The organism is Flavobacterium sp. DG2-3 (assembly GCF_030730925.1).
Taxonomy (GTDB): Bacteria; Bacteroidota; Bacteroidia; order Flavobacteriales; family Flavobacteriaceae; genus Flavobacterium.
This window is the reverse complement of sequence record NZ_JAVAMB010000006.1, coordinates 149339-176322: the sequence shown is the minus strand read 5'-3', so window position 1 is coordinate 176322 and position 26984 is coordinate 149339. Positions and strand designations below refer to the sequence as shown.

The following is a 26984-nucleotide window of genomic DNA, read 5'->3' as shown; positions in this document are numbered from 1 at the left end:
ATCCTTTAATCAATTCGCTTGGATGAATTGTTGAAGCTTGAGCAATTTTAAACAAAGTTTTCGATTTTATTTAATACTTTCTCTCTAATTGCTATAATAAGTTCTTGATAATTCTCAAAATGATCTGGACTAATTAATAATTCTTCACCGTTTTCTAGATATAGTTTGCTTTCAAAGTAACCTGTACTTATTTGTCCTGCACGAGAATAAGATCCTTGAATACGTTCTGTTTGAACTTTTAAAACGGAAGAAAAAGGGATAAACTCGACTTTGGACGAAGCTAAAGTTGTTCTTTCTATTCCTTTTTCTGAAACAGTAATTTCGTTAACCGAACTAAGTTTGTTAATATGAAAAAATATACTTAAAGCTAAAAAGAAAACCGATGCTAAAATTACGGTATAGTCCTCAGTGCGAAAACTGCCAAAGAAATTAGACAGACAAAAGAAATCAAATATGACGAAAAGTATGTTTATCCGAATCAAAAATAAGGTTCGAAATTTTGAATGTATTTTCATTTAAGTAAAAAATATTTTTAGTATACGGATTGAATGGTAAAGTTTTTATTAGGGAAATCTTTTTAAGTTCTGTAAAGTATTCCAATTGACGTATGAAATATTTTGTGCTTTGTATTTTAAGTTTTCAATACCAACATTTAATATCCATTTTTCGATTTTTTCTTCAACTTCAAAAATATCCAGATTTATAGGTTCTTGTATATTTGATTTATTTCTAATTCCGATAGCGGGATAATTTTGCCCTAAAAAGTTAGAAAAGGAAATTAAAAAGGTGTCTATTTTATCAGTTTCTAAAATCGTATGAATTTCACTTCGAATATACTCTAAACACAAAACAATTAAGTCATAATTCCAATTTAATTTTTCATAAATATCGGGTTCAATCGGAGTAAAACCTTCATTGTTGTTGTGAATAGATTCCATGTTTTAATATTGATTTTATGCATTTTCTAATTTGCGCTTTACTGATTGTAAAAATCGGTTGTATGCCTCCTGCTGGCGCGAGCGTCTCGCTCGTGCACACAAAGTTTTGCAATTGATTTTGATTGCGTGCACGAGCGAGACGCTCGCGTCAGGAAGGGGACATTAAAGTTTTTGAGGGATGATTCTTCCTTCTGGATTTTCAGAGTACGTATACCCTGAAGAAGGAAAGGCCACGACTCTGCCATCTCTACCTTCTCTGTAAGTATATCCTGAAGAAGGAAACGCAACTACTTTTCCGTCTTTACCTTCTCTGTAAGTATATCCTGAAGAAGGAAATGGAACTATGTTTCCATCTTTGCCTTCTCTGTAAGTGTAGCCCGAAGAAGGAAATGGAACTACTTGTCCGTCTTTGCCTTCTCTGTAAGTATATCCTGAAGAAGGAAATGGAACTACTTTTCCGTCTTTACCTTCTCTGTAAGTGTAGCCCGAAGAAGGAAATGGAACTACGTTTCCATCTTTGCCTTCTCTATAGGTATAACCACTTGAAGGGAACGCAACAACTCTTCCATTTTTTCCTTCTCTATAGGTATAACCAGTCGATGGAAAAGCAACGACTCTACCATCTTTTCCTTCTCTATATGTATATCCACTTGATGGAAATGTAACTTTTACCCCATCTTTTCCTATTCTGTAAGTATCACTCATATTGAAATTATTTAGATATTTAAATTTGTTTAAAATTTTAAAAATGCAAATATAAATTAGATGTGAAATGTAAAAGTCAGAGACTTTTTAGAAGTTTAGAATTTCTAAGAACAAATAAATTGCGCGAAGTCGGAGACATTCGCGCAGCAGTTGCTAGAACACTTCGCGGAGCTGGGAGCGAGGGAAATTGTTACATTTCTAAACCTTGTGTTTTTAATAAAATGCTTTCTATTTCTGCTTTAAAAAGATTCTTCATTTCACCATTTTGAATTGCAATCATAGCATCTTTATTCCAAGAATTATATTTAGGAAAATCATTCCATACCCAATAGTCATTTTTCCCGTTAAATTTTCCTTTTAATATTTCGAATGTTACATCTTTTCTAATATCTCGATTTATATGTGTCAATCCAATAATAGAATTTCTCAATCCACGGGCTTCAAATTCAAAGGCAATTTTAAAAAATTTCCATTCTGGATGTGTAAATTGAAATCCCGCCCAAGATCTATTAACTCTATCATATTCTTCTGAAATATTATCCAAATTAAGTTCTTTGCATAGGTCACTTAATTGCGGTAACAAAATTTTATTAATCAAATGATTTTTGACATCATTTAATCTTTCTCCAATTGTAAACGTCGCTTCAATATTGTCATTTTGACTTAAAAGCTCAATGATTTCATTATTCATTTTAGAAAGGGAAGTGTTATTTGTTAAAAATTTTAGGTGATTGATATATTGTATTAAAGTTTCTCTTATAACTGGAGTTTTAGCCGAAATTTCTACACACCTTTCTAACCAGTTTATTATAGTATGACTGTACGAAACTGTTGTGTAGTTAGAGTCTTGCGAACTATTTTCAGAGGCTTCATCCCCAAATAATGTTAAGTAAAAGAGTTTATAATCGCCAAAATTGTTCTTGGCAAATGTTTCATATCTTTTTAATTGCTCTTCTTGATCATTAGCATAAATTTTATTCTCGACGATAAGACATTGATTATGGTTCTTAATGATAATGTCGATTCTTCCTAGCTCTCCAATTGAAAATTCAGTGATAACTTTCATATCTTCAAGAGAAAAATGATAATCATCAGATAATAGATTTTCTCTTTTTAGAATTTTAAGAAAGGCTACAAAAAATTTATTTCCAAAATTATGAGATGAGTTATTGCTTAAAAGCTCAGTTAAAATTGCTGAATGGGTTACTTCGTAATGATTAACTCCACAAATTCTAAAGATATTGAATCTTTCTTCTGATGATAAGTCGGAAATCTCTTTTTGATATTTATTTAGGATTTTTATTTTATCTAATAATTGTAGCATTTTCTTGTATAATTTCGATTTTTTATGAATATATGCACGAACGAGTAATTAACGAAATATATCTTTAAAATCTTTTAAGTTTCTGCTCTTTTTCATTTTTTTTTCTGTCATCTTCCATCATTTGCATATTTTCCATATTGAATTTAATTTTATTATTTTCTCTTATGTAAATATCAAAATCAAATATTTCTATTCTATCATTAATTACAGTTTCACAATATTTATTTATTTTAAAATCAAAAGTTAACATTGCTCGAATTTTATTTTCCTCAGAAGCAAAAAAATATTGAGATAATGAATTATGGTATTTTTTTAATTTTGGATTTTTACAAGTATTCGGAGTTTTCTTTTCTTCTGATTTATATCCTCTTCCTTTATACTTTTCAAGAATAATATCTGTATAGTTTTTATTTAAACTAGCTCTTATAAAATATAGTTTGTCATTATAAAATTTTAGTAAAACATTTTTAATAGTAATGTTGTCGGTTTTATAACTGGGAATAAATATAACTTCTGTAGAGTCATTTACCGATGCAACTTCAAGATTATACCAACTTTTCACATTTTTATAGTCTGGTTTTATCAGATAAGCAAATGAACTTCCTGCATATTCTTCATCGACATCCCGATAACTAACGATATAGTCTTTATATTCATCTAAATTTTCTATTATGGGCATATACGATGTATATGAAGGTAATATCCATTCTAGATCAGAAGTTTTTGTCGAATTTATCTCAAAGTCACCAATTCTTGTCGGACAATCTTGTGCATTCGAATTAATTACAATTAAAATTATGAATAGAAAATGTTTCATAAACCTTTTTTAAAATTATTTAATCTGTTTCAGCATCGTAAGCAATTCAGGAATCTTTCCTACCTGTGTTTCTGTCCAGAAATAATGCTTATAATCTGTAACACCATTATCTTTAAGATATATTGATATTCTTCTAGAGTTTTTTTGAATATAAAAACTAAATGTTATTTCTTTAGAATTAAATATATATGTGGTTGATTGGTTCTTTTCAGTTTTGTCTTTAAGATTTGGAATGACATATTGCTCTATAAAGACTATAAATTCTTCAACTTCATTTAAATCAATCCACGAAGATTTAAAATAGTTTTCAGCTAGTGCCATTTCCACTTGCAATGCTTTTATTTTTTTGTTTGATTTTAAATCAATTGCTTCAACAGGAAAGAAAACCAACACTTCTTTCAATCCAGTCGTAAATTCGGCTTTTATATTCCAATCCTTATTTACTTGCATGATTTCTGCATTCTCAATAAATTGACGCGCATCAGAGTTAGGTTTAGGTTGAGAATAATTTTGTGTTATTAGAAAAAGTAATAAAAATAGAGCAAATAGTTTTTTCATTTGTAAAGTTTTGGTTGTTAGTTTAGTATGGTTTTCAAAACTAAGTACTTAAAATTTAAATACATTACGGAAAACCGTAAACCATCTTATGAAAACCAAAACCCTAGCCCTGATAGAAGAGGAAATCCTTTTGTGGTGGGGTTCACCACAAAAGATTGTAACGGATAGCAGGAATCAGCTCCTAAAAACAACCGTAATTCCACTAAATTTCAACCTCCAAAAACACAAAAAATCAATTCTAGAATTTTCGATAAAAATTTTGTAATTTTGCAGTCCAAATAAAGGAAAAGAAAATGTTAGATAGACTTCAATATGTAAAGCAGCGTTTTGATGAGATTTCGGATTTGATTATTCAGCCGGATGTTATTTCTGATCAGAAGCGTTATAAGCAGCTCAACCAAGAATATAAAAGTATTAAGGCTTTGGTTGAAAAGAGAGAAGAATACATTATTGTTTTGGCAAATATCGATGAGGCTAACGAAATTATTGCTGACGGTAGTGATGCTGAAATGGTGGAAATGGCGAAAATGCAGTTGGATGAAGCTAAAGATCGTTTGCCAGAATTGGAGGATGAAATCAAATTTATGCTGATTCCTAAAGATCCTGAAGATGCTAAAAACGTGATGGTAGAGATTCGTGCCGGAACGGGTGGAGATGAAGCGAGTATCTTTGCAGGTGACTTATTCAGAATGTATACTAAATATTGCGAAAGCATGGGGTGGAGAACCTCTGTTGTAGATATGAACGAGGGTACTTCGGGTGGTTTCAAAGAGGTTATTTTTGAAGTTACTGGAGAGGATGTTTACGGAACTTTGAAGTTTGAAGCGGGTGTTCACCGTGTACAGCGTGTTCCTCAAACTGAAACTCAAGGTCGTGTGCATACATCGGCGGCTACGGTTATGGTATTGCCAGAAGCGGAGGAGTTTGATGTGCAAGTTGATATGAACGATGTTCGTGTCGATTTCTTCTGTTCGTCTGGTCCTGGAGGTCAGTCGGTAAATACAACGAAATCGGCTGTACGTTTAACGCACATTCCAACCGGATTGGTAGCGCAATGTCAGGATGAGAAATCGCAGCACAAGAATAAAGATAAAGCTTTGATGGTATTACGTTCTCGTTTGTACGAAATGGAATTGGCTAAAAAGCAGGAAGAAGATGCTAAAAAACGTAGTTCTCAGGTTAGTTCTGGAGACCGTTCGGCAAAAATCCGTACGTACAACTACGCTCAAGGTCGTGTAACCGATCATAGAGTTGGTTTAACGCTTTACGATTTAGGAAACATCATGAATGGTGATATTCAGAAAATCGTTGCCGAGCTTCAGTTGGTGAACAATATGGAGAAATTGAAGGAAGCTTCTGAGGTGTACTAATCGTACACAGGTTCAAAGTGACAAAGTAACAAAGGCTCAGAGGTTTTTCTCTGAACGTATAAATAAAGAAAAGCCGAACATTTTTGTTCGGCTTTTTTTATGGATAAAACTTAGAACCTAAGAATCTTTGGAAGTTGCTATATTATATGGAAAGTATTTTCTTAGGAATTCTAAAATGTTAAAGAAAACTTAAAAAAAATAACATAAATATTGCATTCCAAAAGCTTCGGGATAGTATCTTAGCCACTTAGAAACTAAAAATAAACCAACCAACCTATTTTTTATGAAGAGAACTTTACTTTTATTTTGCTTCTTTGGAAGCTTTTTTTATGCGCGATCGCAATCGTATTTCGGATTTAGGGATGATAATTATGCTGGAATTCAGTCGGCATTATTTAATCCGTCGAATATTGTAGATTCTAAATACAGAGCCGATGTAACGTTTGGATCGGTAAGTGCAACGGGACAGAATGATTTGTACGGTGTTAATTTTGCGAATGTGCTAGACGGCGGTTACGATCTGGATACAGAAGCGAGCAAAAATTTTAAATCGAACAACAGAGGAAATTTCAATATTGATATTATGGGGCCTTCTGTTATGTTCAATATCACGCCTGTACATAGTGTGGCAATTTTTACACGCGTACGAAGTGTTACCAATCTTGTCGGCATAAACGGTCAGCTTATTGATGAGGTGAACAAAGATGTTGACGTTTCTGAGAGTTTTTTAATTACAGGCGGAAATCCGAATGCGGTTACAAATTCTTGGGCTGAAGTAGGAGCGAGCTATGCTACAGTTTTGTTCAATCGTGATGATCATTTTGTGAAAGGTGGACTTACTCTAAAATATCTTATGGCAGGTGTTAACGGGTATATCAATGGAAATGATTTAAGCGTGGTTTTCAATAAAAACGATGCCAATCCTTCACAAAGCGAATATTATTCGACAGGAACTATAAAAACGGCTGCAAGTTATGATTATGAGAACGGTGATGATCCAAAATTTGATGCTTCTTCGGCTGGAGTAGGAGTCGATTTAGGTTTTACTTACGAATATCAAACCAATTGCCATACTTGCGAAGGAAACCGTTATCAGTTTAAAGTGGCGGCTTCTGTAACGGATATCGGAAAGATTAATTATAACAACATTGTAGAGAATACTTATAACTTGACAGGAAGAGTAACGCAGGAGGATATTAAAGATGCTGAAGATATTTTTGAATTTTTTGATGCCAATTATACTAAAGTATCCTCTAGAAAAGGTGTAAAAGCAAATCTTCCAACGGCTTTACACACCAATTTTGACTGGAACATCAACCAGAAATTTTACTTAAATCTAAGCGGTGATTTCAGTTTGGTAGACGCTAAAAAAGTAAACGGAACTGCAATTGCCAATTCGGTAACTTTCACGCCGAGATACGAAACCAGACAATTTAGTTTCTACGTTCCTGTAACACACATGCAATACAGCGGAACAACAGTAGGAGCAGGTTTTAGAGCTGGTCCGTTATTTATCGGTTCCGGAACTCTTTTCTCTAATTTGTTTTCGAATAATTCAAAAGGCTGTAACATTTATGCAGGTTTGAAGTTGCCGATTTATCAAGATTATAGATAATAGTGACAAAGATTCAGAGTGCCAAAGTGCCAAAGGTTAAAAAGAACAAGGCGCAAAGGACAAAGAATTAATCTTTGCATCTTTGCACCTTTGTATCTTTGTGACTTATAAAAAATAAAAACCAACTTCCCCAAAAGTTGGTTTTTATTTTTTGTAAAATATATAGTGAAGGTGTTTTTTCATCAACCGTTTCCCCAAAAACGTATGATGAAAATTATACACCTAGAAATACTCTCGTATATTCAAAACATTTATATAGATTAGAGTAAACGTATACACCATTTTTTATCATTATTTCGCTAAACTTTTCCATAATATATAAATTTACGTTAACAAATTACTCTCTAGATGGTTCATATTGTGGTGAATCTTCGTTTTCTTCAGAAGATTCTGGATGAGGTTTCGAAACCAGATTCGTTACGATAAGCTGAACGACTGAACCCAAAATTCCTTTAAACATCGAGTCGCCTTTTCCGACAATGAATCTTTTGGCGACATAACCAATTCCGATACTGATTACAGATTGTGCCAAGTGGCTTTTAAAACCAACAGTTTCGTTGATTTCTTCAACCGTATTTCGAATCAGGTTTATCGGTTTTAGGTTTTCCTTAAGCTCATCGATATGGTCTTTTATCGCGCACCATTCTGTATCCTGGCGAACTTCTAATTCCTCAATTTTTCGATTTAACTGATCAATATTGTAAATAGCCTCCATAGTCTTTTTATGTGTATTAATGTTAAATCTAGTTTTTAGTTTCTTTTAAAATACTTGAAATAATCGTATTTCCTATCGGCGTTTTAATCAATTTATGATGTGATTTTACCACAACAATTACTAGAATAAGATAAAATAGTGCCATGATAAAAAAGCCGTAGTAATACTCTCCAAGTTCTTTTCCAATCCACAAACTTATTCCGATGTTTAGGAACAAGGTAAAAAATGCAACAACAATGCCAATCGCTATCTTAGATGCTAATGATGCGGCACCATCAGCCACTGAACATACTGTTTTTAGTTTTAATAATTCTAAACTTGTTTTAGCATAGTTTTCAGCTTTTTCATAAAGATTTAAATCCTCGTTTGTTGTTGCATTTGGTTCCATGATATAGGGTTTTATGGTTTGAAAATTTCACTAATTAATACAATCTATTAATAGTTTGATTTTACTGTTTTAACGTCATCTTTGATTGTGTTAAAATCATCTTTAACTTGGTTAAGTTTAGATTTTCCTTCTTCGATAATATCTTTACCGTTTGAAGTGATTTTATTTACTACACCATCAAATTTTGTTTTCAAGTTATCGCTATAATCTCTTGATTTATCTTTGATTTTTTTTCTTGTGTTTGACCCTTTGTCTGGTGCAAATAAAACACCTATGAATGCTCCCGCAGCTGCGGCTCCTAAAATTCCTAAAATTGTGCTACTAGTTTTCATAATAAATAATTTTAAATGATTAATATTGATAATTTGTTGATTTAATAAAATGTGATTTTTTAAATTTCCCGACCTTTAATAAGTCGAAGCAGTACGGCAATTATGGCAATTACCAGCAAAATGTGAATAATGCTTCCGAAACTGTAAACAAAGAACCCAAGAGCCCAAAGTATCACCAGAATCACTGCTAGTGTGTATAATAAGTTTGACATGGTTTTTTATTTTAGCGGTTAATAATTAATTTTTTTGTTAGTTTAACTTATACGATAGGTATAAAGTCAAGTTGCTGTTTCTAACGTCAGGAAAAGTATACGTTTCTCCTAGTACAGTTCTTTCTTTACCAACGGTTGTTAAACCATAATTGTAACGAACTCCGATACTAATTGGATCAAAATCAACTCCTACACCTGCAGCAATACCTGCATCAAACTTGTTTAAATTGTCTCTGTCAACTTCTTCATTGATTTCAATTCCGTCTCCAGTTACTTTTGAACTTACTAAGTAAGAAGCATAACCACCGGCATGAACATTAAAGTTCTTTGTAATATTTACTCTAACAAGCAAAGGAACTTCAATGTAATTAAGTCTGAATTTAGCATCACCTTCAAAAGCACCTGCATTATATTCTAGTTTAGCTCCTTTTGTAGTAAACAAAATCTCTGGCTGAATGGCTACAAAATCTGAAACAGGAAGTGTGGCATAAAAACCGGCATTAAAACCAGACAAAATATTATTGTCGTTTACATCATCACCGCTGTCGATTAAGTTAGACATGTTATATCCCCCTTTTACACCGAATTCGGTTGTTACATTAGTGTCCTGAGCGTGAAGCATTCCAAATGATGCTGATAAAAAAAGTGTTAAGGCGCATAAAAAATTGGCTTGTAATTTCATGATAAATAATTTAGTTAATAGATAGATAATAGGCGTTTATTCATTTTGTTTTTTTAATCTTTCAGTCTCTCGTAAGAGTTTATATTGTTCGGGCAAAAATCTAAGAACAAATTCGAGAATTGCTTTGTCGTTTGTTTCTCTAGAAATGGTCTCAAGCAGCTCAATCTGGTCGCATATTCCTTCTGAAACGGCATCCAAATAAATAGTATTAAAATCGTTGCCGTTAGCATCAATGAGGTTGTACAGGTCTCGTTTGTGCGTGGCGTTTATTTCAGTAATGACAATGAGCTTAGATGTGGCCATTTTGTTAAGTTCTTCCAACAATTGGTTTTCTTGAACTTCGATTCTTTTGCTTAATTCCTGAACAATTATATCTGAACTTTTCTGCTGTGCAATTTGACTTTTTGAAATAATTGATTTAGTAATATTCGCCGTTGAAATAAAAAAGAATACTTCTGTTTCTTCTCTTTCATTTTTTGCAAAAGCCTGGTTTTTCAAAGTATTTTCAATCGGATTAATTTTTCTGCAAGACGTGATGCAAATAACTAACAAGAATGAAAAAAAGACTTTAAAATAAGCAGTCTTCATGGGGGGAATTACTTTCATTATTACTTCATAAAGTATTACATTACAAAGATGCTAACGAATGAAAGATTTTCCTTTACAGCATAAAAATGAAACGTTATATAATTCCCATAATAGAATTGTATTTTGGTTTTATCCTTTTAAAATCAATGCTTTAAAAGGTTTTTGTTTAGAGCAAAAAAAAAAGAAATTACAGATTTGACTATAATTTCTTTTTCTTAATCGTATAAAAATGGAAAGATTTTTTTCTTACAATAATAGAGATTCTATTTATGTGATTGGGTATTTAAAATTTAATCAGGAAGAAATACAGTAAACACAGATCCTTTGCCTAAAGTACTATCGGCTGTAATATGTCCTTTATGGTTTTCGACAATCTTCTTGCAGATCGCTAATCCGATTCCGGTTCCAGGATAATCTGTTTTGGAATGAAGACGCTGAAAAAGAATGAAAATTGTTTCTTTAAACTGCGGGTCAAATCCCATTCCGTTATCTGTAAAAGTAATTTTATGGAACTTCTTAACAGACTGTTCTAAAATTTCTGGATAATCAGAAGAGTTTACTTTTTCGCTAGAAATGGATATTTCTGGTCTAATATCGGGCTGGCTGTATTTTAGCGAGTTTCCAATTAAATTGATAAAAAGCTGTTCGATCTGATACGGAATTACAGAAAGTTTAGGAAGTTTTGGAGCCGTAATAACCGCTTTCTTTTCTTCTATCATTTCTGCCAGTTCAGATTCGGCATTATTTAAGAGTTCATTCAAGTTTACTTTAATAAATTCTTTTTTGGTCGTATTCGTTCTCGAAAATAAAAGAAGATCGTCTATCAACACGCGCATTCTTTTTGCCGAACTTTCAATTTTTGTGATGTAATTTTTGCCGCTTTCAGACATTACTTCTTTATCGGCGTCAGAAACTCTCGAAATAAAAGTCTGTATTTTTCTAAGCGGTTCTTGCAAATCATGACTGGCTACGTGGTTAAAAGAAGCCAATTCTTTATTGCTTTTTTCCAACTCTTTATTACGTTCCTGAAGTTCGATATTAAGAAGATGCTCGTCTGTAATATCAAAATTAATTCCAAGCAAAATTTTACTGCCTTGCTGGTCGATTACTAATTTTCCTGTTGTTTTAAAGTAACGGACTTCAAAATCTGGGCGTATAATTTTATAGTATACAAACGGAAGATGTTTCTTGTCTATAATGCCATCTATTGCCTTAGCCACAGATTCTTTATCATCTGGGTGAACATATTTAAGAAGTGTCGCTTTATTTGGAGCAAAAGATTTTGGTTCAAGACCCAATAATCGGAACTGATTGTCTGAAAAATCTATTTTATCAGAATCTAAATCCCATTGCCAAGTGCTGAATTTACCAATGCTTTCAGATTCAGAAATTAAACCGCTAGAGATTAAAAGTCTTTTATTAAATACTTTTAAACGCTCAAAATCACGGCTTATTTGTCTATAAGCTAGTAATATGAAACTTAAGGCAACTAAGAATAGCGAAATAGAAAAAAGCGGACTTAATGAAATTTCGTCATCGTAAATTTTAAGTCTTTTTTTGAGATATGTTTTTTCAATATCGTTCATTTCGTCGACCTTAAAACGGATGTTTTCCATTAAAATCCTGCCGCCAAACATGTGATTGTCCAACTTTCTTTTGTCGTAAGTTTTAGGATCGCTATACTTTAAACAATTTTCAAAAGAAACGAAACGCTGCGTAATGAGTTTAAAAAGTTTCTGCAGGTTTTCTTGCTGTTCCTTATTGTCGGCAGTAAGTTTTTTTAAGGTAATGAAAGAAGTATTTACCTTGTCGCGCGAATAAATATAAGGCGTTAAAAAACGGGCATTGCGAGTGATAATATATCCTCGCTGGCCCGTTTCTGCATCTTTTATCGCCGACATCAGTCGTTCGAGCTGTATGTTAATTTCGTAAGTATGCATAACCAGTTTGCTTGATTCATTCAAGTCCTGATTATGTTTGTAAGCAATGGAAGATAGAAATAACAGAATGAAAACTGCGATTACAAAAATAACTCTCAAAGAGTTTGAAGAATTAAAATTTGGTATCCATTTCATTGGTATGCTCTTATTTTAGTCGCAGCAAGAAATTATCACGGTTTAATCCAGAGGTATGATAATGCCAGTTAACAGTCACGACTTCATTAATTATTTTTTTTAATGTATTGAAATCGCTTGGCTTTTTGATGTAAATATTAGCGCCTTGAATAAATGTATCTTCAATATCTTCTTCAGAAGAAGAGGTAGAGTAAATGGCAATAATTATATCTTTTAAATGGTCCGTTTTTTTGATTTCAATCAAACATTCCTTACCTGTTTTCTTAGGCATGTTCAAATCTAGAAACAAAATATCTGGAAGTTTATTGTCTGGGTTCATTAAATGATCCATCAACTGCATTCCGTCATGAACAAAATTTACGTTTGTCTGTATTTTTATTTCTTCAAACGCATCTTTAAAAAAAAGACGGTCATCTTCATCATCATCGGCCAATAAAATGTGTAATGCGTTTTTTTGCATTTTGATCGTGGTATTTGGGTTTTATTTTAAATTTTCTCTTCGTTTCTTAATAATTCTCTGAAAAGCAGACGGCGTAATTCCGGTCGTGTTTTTAAACTGCGTACTCAAATGCGCAACACTAGAGTAATTTAGTAAAAAAGCAATTTCGGTCAAACTCATTTCGTTGATAATAATTAGCTGTTTTGCTCTTTCAATTTTCTGCAAAATAATAAAGTTTTCAATAGAAGAGTATGTTACTTCAGAGAAAACATTAGATAAATATCCGTAACTGTGATTTAGCTTCTCTGCCAAAAACACAGAACTTTTGTAATTATTGTTGTCATCCATAAATACAAGCTCAATAATAGCATCTTTTATTTTTTGAACCAAGACACTTTTTTGATTTTCAACTACTTCAAAACCGCACGGAGCCAAATTGGTTTTTAAATTCTCCAGTGCTTCGGCATCAAGATTGTCTTCAATCTCAATTTCGCCAAATCCCAGAGTAGTAAAATTTATATTATTTTGTTCCAGGTTTTGTTTTAAATAAAGAGAGCAAATAGTGTTAATGTCGAACTTTATAAATAGTTTCATTTTATAGAAATTTGGTTAAAGATACTTATTTTATTTGTTGTTTTTGCTTTTAAATGATATAGAATTACAAGTAAATGTGATTTTAAAATAATTTTTTCAAAAAAATACCGTCTAATATTTTTACTAGACGGTATTTCCCTGATTGAGTTGCAAGGATTTACAAATCTGACAGGATTTGATGAAATTCTTCTTTTGTTTTTCCCAGTTTCTGCTGAAGTCTTCCGTACATTTCGTCTTCTTTTCCTTCAGCAAACATCAAATCGTCATCTGTTAATTCAGCATATTTTTGCTTTAATTTTCCTTTTAACTCATTCCAGTTTCCTTTTATTTCTGTAGTATTCATGATGTCTCTTTTTATATTTATTTGTATTGTAAAATTGCAATTTATCTGCCAGCTTTCTGTTACATTTATTTTTCTGACTGTTGCATAATTTTCATTTTTTTGAAAACTACTCCTGATATCTTCTCAGAATCCAAGCCATTTTTTCGTGTTGCTGCAACAATCCAGTTACAAAATCTGCAGAACCGGCATCGTTGGTTTCGTCTTCAAAAACAGGGAGATAACCTCTAAATTCTGTTATAAGCTGTTCGTGATTTTCTAAAAGTTCAGATAGCATATTTTTTTGCGAAGCATATTCTTTTGGAGATTCTTTTATGGTAGAATTGTCTATAAACTCTTTCATTGTACCAATTGTTTTTTCTCCTAATTGATTAATGCGTTCTGCGACTTCATCAATATTTGCTTCCAGAATGCGATATTGTTCTTCAAACAATTTGTGAAGTTCCATAAAACTATTTCCAGAAATATTCCAGTGAAATTTTCTCGTTTTTACATATAATGTCATCTCGTTAGATAAAATCGTGGCAAGAATAGAAGCGCTCTTTTTTAAGTTTTTTGGCGTAATTCCGATATTTGGGCTCATAATTGTATTTTTAATGTTGTTTTTCAAAGATACTTTTCAAGAGTTTTTTCGCTTTACACAATTTTTAATAGATGTTGTAGGAATTCAATGTTAATTAGAAAATTAGATAATGTGTCAATTGGAAATTGATTTAAAGACATCTCTATATTTATTATCTAATTATTTAATTGGCACATTTTCTAATTATCATTTTGTAATTTTGCCGCACAAGCAAAACACAATATGACAACACAACAACTACACGAACAAATTCTTCATAAAAAATCATTTTTATGCGTTGGCTTAGATCCTGATTTAGCAAAGATTCCACAGCATTTATTAGAAACCGAAGATCCGATTTTTGAGTTTAATAAAGCCATAATCGATGCTACACACGATCTAACAGTTGGTTACAAGCCAAACACCGCTTTTTTTGAAGCATACGGAATAAAAGGATGGATGTCTCTGCAAAAAACAATCAATTATATCAACGAAAATTATCCTGATATTTTTACGATTGCAGATGCAAAGCGTGGCGACATCGGAAATACGTCTAGCATGTATGCGAAAGCTTTTTTTGAAGATTTGAATTTTGATAGTGTAACGGTTGCTCCTTATATGGGAAAAGATTCGGTAGAGCCTTTTCTGGCTTTCGAAAATAAACATACCATAATGTTAGCATTAACTTCTAACGAAGGTGCTTTCGATTTTCAGACTTTAACAACAAACGGAAAGGAATTGTACAAACAAGTTTTGGAGACTTCTAAAACATGGAAAAACAGCGAAAACCTGATGTATGTTGTTGGTGCAACAAAAGCAGAATATTTTACAGAAATTAGAAAAATTGTTCCCGACAGTTTCTTATTGGTTCCTGGAATTGGAGCGCAAGGCGGAAGTTTGTCTGAAGTATGCAAATACGGAATGAACGATAAAGTTGGTCTTTTGGTAAATTCTGCACGAGGAATTATCTACGCTTCTAAAGGAACTGATTTTGCTGAAAAAGCTAGAGAAGAAGCTTTGAAAGTACAGCAAGAAATGGAAGAGATTATTGGTTTAAAGTTTCAAGTTTAAAGTTTCAAGTTTGCTTTATTTTGAACATAATCTAACCGCAAAGTCCGCAAAGGTTTTACGCTAAGAACGCAAAAGTTATTTCTTTGCGAACCTTGCGAAACCATTGCGGACTTTGCGGTTAAGTTGACACTCCAATAACTTGAAACAAAAATAAACTTGAAACATGAAACAAATCATCGACCAGCTTGGAACTATTCATTCCTTTGAAAATACTCCAAAACGCATTATTTCACTTGTTCCTTCGCAAACAGAATTATTATATGATTTAGGTCTGGAAGAAAAAATTATCGGAATAACGAAGTTTTGTGTGCATCCGTTTTATTTTAAATCAACCAAAAAGATTGTAGGAGGGACTAAGAAGATTCATTTCGAGAAAATAAAACTTCTAGAACCAGACATTATTATCTGTAATAAAGAAGAAAACACAGAAGAAATTGTAGCTCAACTGAGCGCAATTTGTCCAGTTTGGGTAACAAATATTGTGACAATAGAAGATAACTTTCAAATGATTTCAGATTTCGGTCAATTATTCAATTGCAGAACCGAAGCGCAAAAGTGGAATAACAAACTGGCTTTCGCCTTGAGCGATTTCAAAAATTATGTTCAAGATATAAAGGAAAAGAAAGCGGCTTATTTTATTTGGAAAGATCCTTATATGGTTGCAGGAAAAGACACTTATATAAATGAATTGCTAAAACTGAATCATTTTAAAAATATATACGAAGACAAAGGCCGTTATCCTGAAATTGAGTTAAAGAAAATGCGTCTCGAAGGCGATCCTGATATTGTTTTTCTTTCTTCAGAGCCGTATCCTTTTAAAGAAGAAGATGCTTTTGAAATCGGAAGATTTACGCATCACGCCAAAACCATTTTCGTAGATGGAGAAATGTTCTCATGGCATGGAAGCAGATTATTAAAGGCTTTTGCTTATTTTAAACTGCTTCACGAAAGGCTAAAAAAATAGTTTCAGGTTTTTTAGTTTCAAGTTTCAAGCTGCTTCACGATGCGATGATTTAACCGCAAGGGCGCAAAGAGTTTACGCAAGGTTCGCAAAGTTTTTTACACAAAGCTTTGCGAACCTTTGCGTTTTCTAAAACAAAGTAAAATTAAAAACTTGTGTGCTTTGCGGTTAATTATGTTCAAAGAAAAGCAACTTGAAACCTTAAACCTGAAACAAAATAAACCAAACTTTTGTCAAAAAATAATGCCGGCATCTCGAAGACGCCGGCGTTTATTTAACTAACCAAAACCAAAATAATAAATAACCAGTTTATTACATTACAAATGTCCGATATAAATCAAGATTATGCTGTTAACGTCTTGTTATTACTTTGTTGGAGATAAGTTAATGTTCGTGAGATTGTGTTTTTTAACCGCAGAGAGCGCAAAGAATTACGCAAGGTTCGCAAAGTTTTTTTTCGCAAAGCTTTGCGAACTTTGCGATTTATAAACACAAAGTAAGATTAAAAACCTTTGCGCTCTTTGCGTTTAAATCACCGCAAAGATTAGGACACAAAGCTTTGCGAACTTTACGCTCACTAAAGACAAAGTAAAATAAAAAACCTTGCGAACTTTGCGTTTAAATTATGCTCAAAGTAAAGCAAAACTTGAAACCTTAAACCTGAAACAAAACAAATTTTTATAAAAAAAGAATGCCGGCATCTCGAAGACGCCGGCATCATTTAACTAACCAAAACCAAAATAATAAATAACCAGTTTATTACATTACAAATGTCCGACATATATCAATTTTATGCTGTTAAGGTTTTGTTATTACTTTGTTGGTCATAAGTTAAGATTTGCCGAATCGCTGTTTTGAGCTTTCTGTAACGTAAAATAATTTTTGATTATTAAAATATAATAACAATCAATTTTGTTTATGAATATGATAAGGATAAGTTTGTATATTTGATAAAACATTAAAAATCAGCAAAATGGAATCAAACAAAAAATTAACAACCGCAACAGGAACTCCCGTTCCAGACAATCAAAACATTCAAACAGCTGGCCCTCGCGGACCCGTCTTATTACAAGATTTTTGGTTTTTAGAAAAGATGGCGCATTTTGACCGAGAAGTCATTCCCGAAAGAAGAATGCACGCCAAAGGATCTGGTGCTTACGGAACTTTTACTGTAACACATGATATTACCAAATATTCAAAAGCTGACTTATTTTCTGAAATTGGTAAAAAGACCGAAATGTTTGTGCGTTTTTCAACTGTTGCAGGAGAAAGAGGTGCTGCTGATGCCGAAAGAGACATACGTGGTTTTGCCATGAAATTTTACACAAACGAAGGAAATTGGGACTTGGTAGGTAATAATACGCCAGTTTTCTTTTTCCGTGACCCAATGAAATTTCCTGACTTGAACCATGCTGTAAAACGTGATCCAAAAACCAATTTAAGAAGTGCTGATAACAATTGGGATTTTTGGACATTATTACCAGAAGCCTTACACCAAGTTACAATCGTAATGAGTGATAGAGGTATTCCGAGGTCGTATAGAGAAATGCATGGATTTGGAAGCCATACATTTAGCTTTATTAATGCGCAAAACGAAAGACACTGGGTAAAATTCCACTTAGTTTCGCAACAAGGAATTGAGAATCTATCTGATGAAGAAGCTGCTTTATTAGTAGGACGAGACCGAGAAAGCCATCAAAGAGATTTATTTGATGCTATTGAAGAAGGAAACTTCCCAAAATGGAAAATGTTTGTTCAGATCATGTCTGAGGAACAAGCTAGAACATATCGTTTCCATCCATTTGATTTAACTAAAGTTTGGTTAAAAGGAGATTTCCCACTAATTCCAGTTGGAGAATTCGAATTGAACAAAAATCCAGAAAACTATTTTGCAGAAGTAGAGCAGGCGGCTTTTAACCCAGCGCATGTGCCGCCTGGAATTGGTTTCTCTCCAGACAAAATGCTTCAAGGACGTTTATTCTCTTACGGAGATGCGCACCGCTACCGTTTAGGAGTAAACAATTACCAAATTCCAGTAAATGCGTCGAGATGTCCATATAATACTTTCCACAGAGATGGAGGAATGCGTGTTGACGGAAATAATGGAGGCCGTAAACACTACGAACCAAATAGTTTTGGAGAATGGCAGGACACACCAGAATTAAAAGAACCGCCATTGGCAATTTACGGAGATGCTTATGCGCATAATTTTAGAGAAGATGATAACGATTATTTCACTCAACCAGGTTTATTGTTCAACTTACTGACAGAAGAAAAGAAACAGCTTTTGTTTAAAAATACCGCTGGACAAGTAGGTGGAGCACAGAAATTTATTCAAGTTCGTCATATTAGAAATTGCTATAAAGCCGATCCAGCATACGGAGCAGGAGTAGCAAACGCTCTAGGAATGACAATGGATGAAGTAAATGCTTTTGATGATCCAAGATTGGCGATTAAAGCGAGATAAGTTTTTTTTAGCTTCTAAGGTGCTGAGAGGCTAAGCTACTGAGTTTTCTTGTGGCCACGAAGACGCTAAGAAGCAAAGTTTTTTTTTAAGGCTTTTAAATTCTTATAGCTGAAATTAATTAAAGAAATAAACCCGACAGGTTTTTGAAACCTGTCGGGTTTGCTATTTGGTATAAAATGACTTTTACCGAACGGGGTGTCTGATCTCACAAACATTTGATGACGAGTGTCACCCTGAGCGAAGTCGAAAGCTAATGAAACAGTAAACCCGACAGTTTCTAAAAAAAAGTGTCGGGTTTAATTTTTTATATCTTAAAATTTTTCAAAAAATAACTTTGCTTCTTAGCGTCTTCGTGGCTAAAAACTCAGCGGCTTAGCAATAAACTTTGTCTCTCTGTCACTTTGAACCTTTGTCCCTTAATTAAGAAAACACCACCGTCTTATTACTATACACCATAGTTTTTCTTTCGGCGTGGAGTTTAATGGCTCTTGCTAGAACAATTCGTTCCAAATCACGGCCTTTCATGATAAAATCTTCTACCGAGTGAATATGAGAAACTCTGGCAATATCTTGCTCAATGATCGGACCTTCGTCTAATTCTTCTGTAACGTAATGACTCGTTGCACCAATAATTTTTACACCGCGCTTAAAAGCCGAATGATACGGTTTTGCTCCAGGAAAAGCAGGCAAAAACGAATGGTGGATATTGATGATTTTATTTTCGTAAAGTGAAATCACTTTCGGAGTAACAATCTGCATATAACGCGCTAAAACGATAAAATTGATCTGATATCTTTTCAGAAGCTCAATTTGTCTTGCTTCGCCTTCCTCTTTGTTGTCTTTGGTAAAAGGAACATAATGAAACGGAATATCAAAACGTTCTGCAATAGATCGCAAATCATTATGATTGCTTATAATCATCGGAATTTCGACACCTAATTCATCTGCGCTATAACGCCCCAAAATGTCAAATAAACAGTGATCGTATTTAGAAACAAACAAAGCCATTTTAGGCTTCTGTTCCTGATTATACAAATCCCAAGACATATTGAATTTAGAAGCAAGATTTTTGTCAAAATCTTCTTTAAAGCTTTCAATTGTAATTTTAGAGTTTGCAAACTCACATTCCAATCTCATAAAGAAAACATTTTGCTCCACATCAACATGCTGGTCGATGTACGTAATGTTTCCTTCAACTTTGGCAATAAATGTTGTCACTGATGCAATAATTCCTTTTTGGTCCTTACAGTGAATTAAGATGGTTATTTTTTGCATTTTGGTTGGTTTTTTGGTTTTGCTACAAAGGCACTAAAACTCAAAGTTTTTTCTTAGAACCTTAGCCCCTTAGTACCTTAGCAACTTAAAAAATTACTTCTTATCCTGCATAGCAAACACCTTTTGCAATAAAGGCGTTGTTCTAGCAGAAATATCATTTCGAATATCTTTTTCTTCAACAGCAATCATTTTAAAAACGCCAGCTAAAGCCTGATTGGTTGTATAATCTGTCAAATCTGGATTTACTTTTTTTACTAATGGAATTGTGTTGTATTTTGTTATAATTTTTGTCCAAACTGCATCGGCGCCTACTTTTGCAAAAGAGTTTTTTATCACAGGGCTAAATTTTCCATACAAAGCAGTAGTTGTGCTATTTTGCAAGTAATTAGTAGCCGCATTGTCGCTTCCTAACAGAATGTTTTTAGCATCTGTAAAAGTCATATTTTTCACAGCCGAAACAAAAATTGGAGTAGCTTCTTTTACAGCATCTTCTGCAGCGCGATTCAACATTTTGATTCCTTCATCTGCAAGAGAGCTTAATCCTACTTTACGCAGGGTTGCATCTACTTTTTGTAATTCTTCTGGCATTAAAATTTTGACCGCTTCATTTTTATAAAAGCCATCTACTGCGGTTAATTTGCTCACTTGTTCTGTAATTCCTTTATTTAGCGCTTCTTTTAAACCAGAAGCGATGTCAACACCGCCAACCTGCGAAGAGATTTGTGGTAATTGATTTAAAATTTGTGGCACCTGCGCACAAGAATTAAGTGAAAAAGCAACGGCTAATAATAAAATTTTTTTCATTTGGGAGTTTTATTTAAGTTTCAAAAATACTACTTATTCAAAAATAAAGCCATTATTTTATTTGATGAGCAGAAACAATTTGTTTCATAATTAACACTTGTCCCGCTATTCGTTGCAATCTTTTGCTTTTTAAAGAAAAAAGCAAAAGGATTTCCACTACTATCGGGGCTAGAGAAGAACATTTGGTTTTATAAGAAACAAAAAAATCACCTTATAAAAATATAAGATGATTTTTAAAGGAAAGCTTTTAAAAACTAATTAATACGATAGTTTAGATTGCGGCTTGTAAATTGGCTTGTTGGTGTTTAAATCTTTTAATATAGTTTCAGTATAATCTTTCCCACCTTTTATGAGATAAAATAAAGATTTTAAGATATAAATCGGCGTGTACGGAAAAATACTCCAGCTTGCCGATAAGTTCAAAAAAAAGTGCTTCAATGCATATTTAAATGTGCCCTCATTTGGACGTATAAAGTAAATGTTAGACTCTTTAATCCTTTTTACCATTTCAGAAATAATAAAAGGATACATTATAAATTTTCCTCCCTGCTGAATTAAAACGTTTATCTCAAACATTGTAAGACCTTCTATATTATTTGTTTTCATAATAGTTTAGATTTTAAACATTTATAAAAAAAAATGGGGCTTGAATATTATAGTGCAAAAAAAAGAAAATTCTAAAAACACGAGTACCCTTAAAAGATTTTAGAATAACACTTTACGGTATTGTTTTTGCCCATTTCGTAAAAATAATAGAGAGAATTCATCAAATCTAATTCTGATAAATTCTCTCTAAAATTATTGGCGTAAATTATTGATTTACAATAGCATTTTCTTGAAGTGGTTCACCATTTAAAATGGCATCTTTTTCATAAACATCTTGAAAGAAACCAACTTCGCCTTTTTCATTTACCAATGAAGTAAAATAAGTAATGTAAATCGGTACTTTTTTAGACAGTTTAAAACTGTTTTCTACTTTACCCGCCATAGCTTTATCAATTTTTGCTTGAGTCCATTCTGGATAATCTTGTAGCATCGCAACAGCTAATTCTTTAGCCATTTTTACATTAATACATCCGTGGCTGAACGTTCTTTTTTCAAAATCGAATAAAGTTTTAGATGGCGTATCGTGCATATAAATGTCATCAGGATTTGGAAACATAAATTTTACTAATCCTAAAGAGTTTTCTGGTCCTGGTTTTTGTCTTACTTGACCATTAACCATTTCCATGTTTTTCTCTGCAAGATAATTTGGATCTGCAGCAATTTTAGATTTCAATTCGTTTTGTACAATACTTTGCGGTACGGTCCAATACGGACTAAAAACGATTCTGTCAATTTCTCCATCAAAAATGGTGGTTTTAGTTAAAGGTGCTCCAACAAATACTGGTGAAGTCAATTGGACTTTTCCGTTTTTCACATAAACCAATTCGAAAGAAGGTACATTTACCAAAACATACTCATCGCTAGCAGCAATTTTGGCAGCAATTTCGCGGCATCTTTCCATGTTTAATTTTAAAGTGGCAACCTTATCTTCTAGCGGAATATTCATTTCGTTAATATGTTCCTCTGCCAAAATATAATTTGGTTTAAAACCGTTACGAACTTTATATTTCATTACAGCATCCATCAATTCACGATCGTAAACATCGCTTTTAGAATCGGTTTTTAAATCTCCTAATAAATACAAACGGGTTCTAACTTGTGCAATTGTGCTTGAAACAGCATCTGGACGAAGTTCTTTGTATGGAGTTTCTGCTGGAACAATTGGTTTCCACTTGCGTGATTTTTCTAATTTTTTATATTTTTTTAGAACATCTTGCAATTTATAATATTGCTCATATTCCACTTTTGCATCAGATGTAACCGCTGTTGTTTCTTCTAAAGTGCTGTAGTTTAAAAAATCTTTCAACATAGCATCATAAGCTAGTCTTTTCTTATCAGCATTACTTTTTTTGGTGTAAACCACATATAATGAACTCAAAAGCATATCTGCATCTGTTTGAGAAAGCGTACTTTTATCTGATGAAGCACTAAATAATTGGTCAATTTCTTTTTGATATGGAATTACCAAATCATTTGTTTTTTTTGCTTTTTCATATAAAACAGATCCAAATTCGTTGATTTCGTCTTCGTCAAACCAGATGGTTCCTAGAGTTCTGGTTTTGTACAGAGACATTACCTCCGATTTATATTTTTTCAAATCCGAATATCTTTTAAAGAAGTCGTTTGAAACTTCGTTTACATCATCATTGTTATGGTAAACGGTTAAATGGTTTGAAGCTTTATATGTATGGTTCTTGTTTTCAATTTTGTTAAAAGAAAATACAAAAAAACTCAAACTTAAAATTACGGTGAATGAATAAAATGTTCTCATTTTTTTTAATTTTTACGTTATTACTTTTTACGTAAGTTTTTGGTAAAAATTTGGGGCTTTTCTACAATGCTAAATTAATTTAGGAGTGCTCTAAACACGTTTTCTTATTTTATTTAAATGTTGCGAAATTGCCATGTCTTTAAGCTTTCTTTAACTATATCAATTAGTTAGCAGATTTGTTACCCCTAAAGGCTACGAAATCGATTTATTTTTGTTAACATAAAGCTATAGTCTTAATCAAATATTAAAATATTTTGTACATTGGTCGCTTAAAATTATCATATTCATAAAATGGAACAACAAATACCATATATTCCTAAAAATAAAGTAAGAATTGTTACTGCTGCTTCGCTTTTTGACGGACATGATGCTGCCATCAATATTATGCGCCGTATTATCCAGTCTACAGGTGTAGAGGTGATTCATTTGGGTCATGATCGAAGCGTTGAAGAAGTGGTAAATACCGCCATTCAAGAAGATGCCAATGCTATTGCCATGACTTCTTACCAAGGAGGACACAATGAATACTTTAAATATATGTATGATCTGCTTCGCGAAAAAGGAGCGGGACACATTAAAATCTTCGGTGGTGGAGGTGGAGTTATTCTGCCTAGCGAAATTGAAGAATTGCATGAATATGGTATTACTAGAATTTATTCTCCAGACGATGGACGTTCTTTAGGTTTGCAGGGAATGATTAATGATTTGGTACAGCGTGCCGATTTCCCGATTGGAGATCAATTGAATGGAGAAATCGATCATATCGAAAATAAAATTCCAACCGCAATTGCGCGTTTGATATCTGCTGCTGAAAATTTCCCTGAAATTGCAAAACCAGTTTTTGATAAAATTCACGAAAATAATACAACGTCTAAAATTCCAGTTTTGGGAATTACAGGAACAGGAGGAGCAGGAAAATCTTCTTTAGTTGACGAATTGGTTCGCCGTTTCTTGATTGATTTTCCAGAAAAAACAATCGGATTGGTTTCTGTCGATCCTTCGAAAAGAAAAACGGGAGGAGCGCTTTTAGGAGACAGAATCCGTATGAATGCGATTAACAATCCTAGAGTTTATATGCGTTCGCTGGCTACGCGTCAGTCCAATTTGGCTTTGTCTAAATATGTAGCCGAAGCGATTCAGGTTTTGAAAGCCGCAAAATACGATTTGATTATTCTGGAAACTTCAGGAATCGGTCAGTCTGATACCGAAATTATGGATCATTCTGATGTTTCTTTATATGTAATGACACCAGAATTTGGTGCCGCAACACAATTGGAGAAAATCGATATGCTTGATTTTGCCGATTTAGTAGCCTTAAATAAATTTGACAAACGAGGCGCTCTTGATGCCCTACGCGATGTTAAAAAACAATATCAGAGAAACCATAATCTTTGGGACAAAAATCCAGACGAAATGCCTGTTTTCGGAACGATTGCTTCGCAGTTCAACGATCCGGGAATGAACACGCTGTACAAAGCAATCATGGATAAAGTGGCAGAAAAAACCAATTCTGACTTGAAATCGACTTTTGAAATCACGAAAGAAATGAGTGAAAAGATATTCGTGATTCCGCCAGGAAGAACAAGATATCTTTCTGAAATTGCTGAGAATAATAGAAATTATGACGAAACCGCAATTGCACAGCAAAAAGTAGCTCAGAAATTATACGGAATTTTCAAAACCATAGAATCTGTTTCTGGAAAAGTGCCTCAAATTACAAAAGCAGGAATTGACGACGATAGTGTCTTCCTGAGCGGAGTCGAAGGACTTAGAGCTGCAGAAACGCACGACGAAAACAGAATCTTTTTAAACCTTTTACTAAATCAGTTTGATAAAGTAAAAATGGATTTGGATCCGTACAATTGGGAAATTATTCTGAATTGGGCGGATAAAGTTGCGAAATACAAAAATCCAGTTTACTCATTTAAAGTTCGTGATAAAGAAATCAAAATCGCTACACATTCGGAGAGTTTATCGCATTTGCAAATCCCGAAAATCGCTTTGCCTAAATATGAAGGTTGGGGCGATATTCTGCGTTGGAATTTACAGGAAAATGTTCCTGGAGAATTTCCTTTTGCTTCTGGATTATATCCGTTTAAACGTGAAGGCGAAGATCCGTCGAGAATGTTTGCGGGAGAGGGCGGACCAGAAAGAACCAACAAACGTTTTCATTATGTAAGTGCGGGAATGCCTGCAAAACGTCTTTCAACCGCTTTTGATAGTGTAACTCTTTACGGAAATGATCCAGATTTGCGTCCAGACATTTACGGAAAAATCGGAAATGCCGGAGTTTCAATCTGCTGTTTGGATGATGCTAAAAAATTATATTCAGGTTTTGATTTGGTTCATGCTTTAACATCAGTAAGTATGACGATTAACGGGCCTGCGCCAATGCTTTTAGGTTTCTTTATGAATGCCGCAATCGATCAGCAATGTGAGATTTACATCAAAGAAAATGGTTTAGAAAAAGAAGTCGAAGCTAAAATTGCAAAATTATATAAAGACAAAGGGATCGAAAGACCGAAATACCAAGGTGAGCTTCCAGTTGGAAACAACGGCTTAGGATTAATGCTTTTGGGTGTTACGGGAGATCGGGTTTTGCCATTGGACGTGTATAACGAAATAAAAGTAAAAACACTTTCACAAGTTCGTGGAACCGTTCAGGCTGATATTTTAAAAGAAGATCAGGCGCAGAATACCTGTATTTTCTCAACCGAATTTGCGTTGCGATTAATGGGAGACGTTCAGGAATATTTTATTACGAAGAACGTTCGTAATTTCTATTCAGTTTCCATTTCAGGATATCATATTGCTGAGGCAGGAGCGAACCCGATTACGCAATTGGCATTTACGCTTTCAAATGGTTTCACTTACGTGGAATATTATTTGAGCCGTGGAATGAACATCAACGATTTTGGACCAAATTTATCGTTCTTCTTCTCTAATGGAGTAGATCCAGAATACTCAGTAATTGGACGTGTGGCGCGCAAAATCTGGGCAAAAGCCATGAAACTAAAATACGGAGCCAACGAAAGAGCGCAAATGCTGAAATACCATATTCAGACTTCAGGACGTTCGTTGCACGCGCAGGAAATTGATTTCAACGATATTCGTACAACTTTGCAGGCTTTGTATGCAATTTACGATAACTGTAATTCATTGCACACAAACGCTTATGACGAAGCGATTACAACACCGACAGAAGAATCAGTTCGTAGAGCCATGGCGATTCAGCTGATTATTAATAAAGAATTAGGTTTAGCGAAAAACGAAAACCCAATTCAGGGTTCGTTCATCATCGAAGAATTAACCGATTTGGTTGAAGAAGCCGTATTGCAAGAATTCGATAGAATTACAGAAAGAGGTGGAGTTCTTGGCGCAATGGAAACGATGTATCAGCGTTCTAAAATTCAAGAAGAAAGTTTGTATTACGAAACCTTAAAACACAACGGAGATTTCCCAATTGTGGGCGTAAATACTTTCCTGAGTTCAAAAGGTTCGCCAACAGTAATTCCGGCTGAGGTTATTCGCGCCACAGAAGAAGAAAAACAATACCAGATTACAATGCTGGATAACCTTCATAATTTCCACGAAGCAAAAGTAAACGAGCATCTAAGCCAGTTACAAGAAGCAGCCATTAAAAACGAAAACTTATTCGATTATTTAATGGAAGCTACAAAGGTTTGTTCGTTAGGGCAGATTACTTCAGCGTTGTTTGAAGTTGGTGGGCAGTATAGAAGGAATATGTAGAAATTAATTCTTAAATTTTTAAAAC

Annotated in this window: 27 protein-coding genes; 6 read left to right on the top strand and 21 right to left on the bottom strand. The window is 33.5% G+C overall.

Features of this window, described 5'->3' with window-relative positions:
• Nucleotides 1–47: 47 nt before the first annotated feature.
• From Q9Q97_RS10790 to Q9Q97_RS10765, 6 genes are all read right to left on the bottom strand, one after another.
• Nucleotides 48–515, bottom strand: coding sequence for a hypothetical protein (locus Q9Q97_RS10790; RefSeq protein WP_306156842.1), 468 nt, complete (start codon nt 513–515; stop codon nt 48–50).
• Nucleotides 516–563: 48 nt separating this feature from the next.
• On the bottom strand, nt 564–938 hold the full coding sequence (locus Q9Q97_RS10785; protein WP_306156840.1) for a hypothetical protein: 375 nt from the start codon (nt 936–938) through the stop codon (nt 564–566).
• Nucleotides 939–1100: 162 nt separating this feature from the next.
• Complete coding sequence (locus Q9Q97_RS10780) at nt 1101–1643, bottom strand: hypothetical protein (protein ID WP_306156838.1); 543 nt, start codon at nt 1641–1643, stop codon at nt 1101–1103.
• A 190-nt stretch (nt 1644–1833) separates the two neighbouring features.
• Nucleotides 1834–2967 (bottom strand): PD-(D/E)XK nuclease family protein, encoded by a 1134-nt coding sequence (locus tag Q9Q97_RS10775; protein WP_306156836.1) that lies wholly within the window; start codon nt 2965–2967, stop codon nt 1834–1836.
• A gap of 64 nt (nt 2968–3031) precedes the next feature.
• Nucleotides 3032–3784 (bottom strand): hypothetical protein, encoded by a 753-nt coding sequence (locus tag Q9Q97_RS10770; protein ID WP_306156834.1) that lies wholly within the window; start codon nt 3782–3784, stop codon nt 3032–3034.
• A 15-nt stretch (nt 3785–3799) separates the two neighbouring features.
• Nucleotides 3800–4342 carry a hypothetical protein gene (locus Q9Q97_RS10765; protein WP_306156832.1) on the bottom strand — a complete coding sequence of 181 codons (543 nt, stop codon included), beginning with the start codon at nt 4340–4342 and terminating at the stop codon, nt 3800–3802.
• A 293-nt stretch (nt 4343–4635) separates the two neighbouring features.
• Between Q9Q97_RS10765 and prfA the strand changes: the two genes are divergently transcribed.
• Nucleotides 4636–5712: a peptide chain release factor 1 gene (gene prfA / locus Q9Q97_RS10760; protein WP_125719152.1), complete on the top strand. Its 1077-nt coding sequence runs from the start codon at nt 4636–4638 to the stop codon at nt 5710–5712.
• Between the two features lie 283 nt (nt 5713–5995).
• Nucleotides 5996–7327 (top strand): DUF5723 family protein, encoded by a 1332-nt coding sequence (locus Q9Q97_RS10755; protein ID WP_306156829.1) that lies wholly within the window; start codon nt 5996–5998, stop codon nt 7325–7327.
• Nucleotides 7328–7664: 337 nt separating this feature from the next.
• Here the strand turns inward: Q9Q97_RS10755 and Q9Q97_RS10750 are convergent, their stop codons facing one another.
• The 11 genes from Q9Q97_RS10750 to Q9Q97_RS10700 all read right to left on the bottom strand — a co-directional run bounded on the left by Q9Q97_RS10750 (nt 7665) and on the right by Q9Q97_RS10700 (nt 14275).
• A complete protein-coding gene (locus Q9Q97_RS10750) occupies nt 7665–8042 on the bottom strand; it encodes a hypothetical protein (protein ID WP_306156827.1) in 378 nt (125 codons plus the stop codon).
• Between the two features lie 28 nt (nt 8043–8070).
• Nucleotides 8071–8430 carry a hypothetical protein gene (locus Q9Q97_RS10745; RefSeq protein WP_306156825.1) on the bottom strand — a complete coding sequence of 120 codons (360 nt, stop codon included), beginning with the start codon at nt 8428–8430 and terminating at the stop codon, nt 8071–8073.
• 47 nt (nt 8431–8477) lie between these two features.
• A complete protein-coding gene (locus Q9Q97_RS10740; RefSeq protein ID WP_306156823.1) occupies nt 8478–8762 on the bottom strand; it encodes a YtxH domain-containing protein in 285 nt (94 codons plus the stop codon).
• Nucleotides 8763–8821: 59 nt separating this feature from the next.
• Nucleotides 8822–8974 carry a lmo0937 family membrane protein gene (locus tag Q9Q97_RS10735; protein WP_141248143.1) on the bottom strand — a complete coding sequence of 51 codons (153 nt, stop codon included), beginning with the start codon at nt 8972–8974 and terminating at the stop codon, nt 8822–8824.
• A gap of 37 nt (nt 8975–9011) precedes the next feature.
• Nucleotides 9012–9656, bottom strand: a complete 645-nt coding sequence (locus Q9Q97_RS10730) for a porin family protein (RefSeq protein ID WP_306156820.1) — start codon at nt 9654–9656, stop codon at nt 9012–9014.
• 36 nt (nt 9657–9692) lie between these two features.
• Nucleotides 9693–10262, bottom strand: coding sequence for a DUF4142 domain-containing protein (locus Q9Q97_RS10725; RefSeq protein WP_306156818.1), 570 nt, complete (start codon nt 10260–10262; stop codon nt 9693–9695).
• A gap of 272 nt (nt 10263–10534) precedes the next feature.
• The gene (locus Q9Q97_RS10720; protein WP_306156815.1) at nt 10535–12319 is read right to left on the bottom strand and encodes a CHASE3 domain-containing protein; all 1785 of its coding nucleotides are present in this window, start codon (nt 12317–12319) and stop codon (nt 10535–10537) included.
• Nucleotides 12320–12329: 10 nt separating this feature from the next.
• Nucleotides 12330–12779 carry a response regulator gene (locus tag Q9Q97_RS10715; RefSeq protein WP_125719171.1) on the bottom strand — a complete coding sequence of 150 codons (450 nt, stop codon included), beginning with the start codon at nt 12777–12779 and terminating at the stop codon, nt 12330–12332.
• A gap of 21 nt (nt 12780–12800) precedes the next feature.
• Complete coding sequence (locus Q9Q97_RS10710; protein ID WP_306156812.1) at nt 12801–13352, bottom strand: AraC family transcriptional regulator; 552 nt, start codon at nt 13350–13352, stop codon at nt 12801–12803.
• A 157-nt stretch (nt 13353–13509) separates the two neighbouring features.
• A complete protein-coding gene (locus Q9Q97_RS10705; protein ID WP_012024385.1) occupies nt 13510–13695 on the bottom strand; it encodes a CsbD family protein in 186 nt (61 codons plus the stop codon).
• 106 nt (nt 13696–13801) lie between these two features.
• On the bottom strand, nt 13802–14275 hold the full coding sequence (locus Q9Q97_RS10700) for a Dps family protein (protein WP_306156805.1): 474 nt from the start codon (nt 14273–14275) through the stop codon (nt 13802–13804).
• Between the two features lie 222 nt (nt 14276–14497).
• On the opposite strand from Q9Q97_RS10700, the gene pyrF reads away from it, so the two are divergent.
• From pyrF to Q9Q97_RS10685, 3 genes are all read left to right on the top strand, one after another.
• On the top strand, nt 14498–15325 hold the full coding sequence (gene pyrF, locus Q9Q97_RS10695; RefSeq protein ID WP_306156803.1) for an orotidine-5'-phosphate decarboxylase: 828 nt from the start codon (nt 14498–14500) through the stop codon (nt 15323–15325).
• Nucleotides 15326–15488: 163 nt separating this feature from the next.
• Entirely contained in the window at nt 15489–16289 is an 801-nt protein-coding gene (locus Q9Q97_RS10690; RefSeq protein WP_306156801.1) for an ABC transporter substrate-binding protein, read from the top strand.
• 970 nt (nt 16290–17259) lie between these two features.
• On the top strand, nt 17260–18753 hold the full coding sequence (locus tag Q9Q97_RS10685) for a catalase (protein WP_306156799.1): 1494 nt from the start codon (nt 17260–17262) through the stop codon (nt 18751–18753).
• A gap of 420 nt (nt 18754–19173) precedes the next feature.
• Here Q9Q97_RS10685 and purU read toward each other — a convergent pair whose 3' ends face one another.
• The 4 genes from purU to Q9Q97_RS10665 all read right to left on the bottom strand — a co-directional run bounded on the left by purU (nt 19174) and on the right by Q9Q97_RS10665 (nt 23209).
• Nucleotides 19174–20028, bottom strand: coding sequence for a formyltetrahydrofolate deformylase (gene purU, locus Q9Q97_RS10680; RefSeq protein ID WP_306156797.1), 855 nt, complete (start codon nt 20026–20028; stop codon nt 19174–19176).
• A 93-nt stretch (nt 20029–20121) separates the two neighbouring features.
• Nucleotides 20122–20832, bottom strand: a complete 711-nt coding sequence (locus tag Q9Q97_RS10675; protein ID WP_306156795.1) for a DUF4197 domain-containing protein — start codon at nt 20830–20832, stop codon at nt 20122–20124.
• Nucleotides 20833–21090: 258 nt separating this feature from the next.
• Nucleotides 21091–21438: a hypothetical protein gene (locus tag Q9Q97_RS10670; protein ID WP_306156793.1), complete on the bottom strand. Its 348-nt coding sequence runs from the start codon at nt 21436–21438 to the stop codon at nt 21091–21093.
• Between the two features lie 205 nt (nt 21439–21643).
• The gene (locus tag Q9Q97_RS10665) at nt 21644–23209 is read right to left on the bottom strand and encodes a murein L,D-transpeptidase (protein WP_306156791.1); all 1566 of its coding nucleotides are present in this window, start codon (nt 23207–23209) and stop codon (nt 21644–21646) included.
• Nucleotides 23210–23500: 291 nt separating this feature from the next.
• On the opposite strand from Q9Q97_RS10665, the gene Q9Q97_RS10660 reads away from it, so the two are divergent.
• Nucleotides 23501–26959: a methylmalonyl-CoA mutase family protein gene (locus tag Q9Q97_RS10660; protein WP_306156789.1), complete on the top strand. Its 3459-nt coding sequence runs from the start codon at nt 23501–23503 to the stop codon at nt 26957–26959.
• Nucleotides 26960–26984: the final 25 nt, after the last annotated feature.